We start from the raw sequence: 389 nt of genomic DNA, 5'->3' as shown, positions 1-389 counted from the left end.
GCCAATCCATGAAATTCCAATGCTGTGTGATAACTGATGCAAGCTGTATGTGACACGTGGCTTCCTATCTCATACTTGTCGCAAACAGGTAAACCAGATGCAATATCCTTCATGCAATAGGTATTGCGCCGTATAGCCACAATCCACCCTTGTTGCTTGTACCGAGCAAGCAACGCTTCCACCGATTTCACCTTGCCTTTCAGAGCCTCAGAAAGTTCATCCAAAGTGAATATCCGCAGCTTATATAATATACTCAATAGTTCTGTCATTGTTTCTAATTTTGCGCAAATATATGAAATCTAATTTATTTATGAGAAAAATCAGAAACTTTTTATGCTTTTTTATATGTTCTTTCCATCTTAATTGTCCGACTACGGAGGAACAAATCA

At 38.3% G+C, this 389-nt stretch carries 1 protein-coding gene; it reads right to left on the bottom strand.

Going from position 1 to position 389, the window contains the following annotated elements:
- On the bottom strand, positions 1-269 hold a 269-nt coding region (locus KTQ90_RS13610), incomplete at its 3' end, for a hypothetical protein (protein WP_217318864.1).
- Positions 270-389: the final 120 nt, after the last annotated feature.

It is taken from the genome of Leyella stercorea, from assembly GCF_019052365.1.
GTDB lineage: Bacteria > Bacteroidota > Bacteroidia > Bacteroidales > Bacteroidaceae > Prevotella.
The sequence above is the reverse complement of the archived record's forward strand: the minus strand, read 5'-3'. Positions and strand labels throughout refer to the sequence as shown.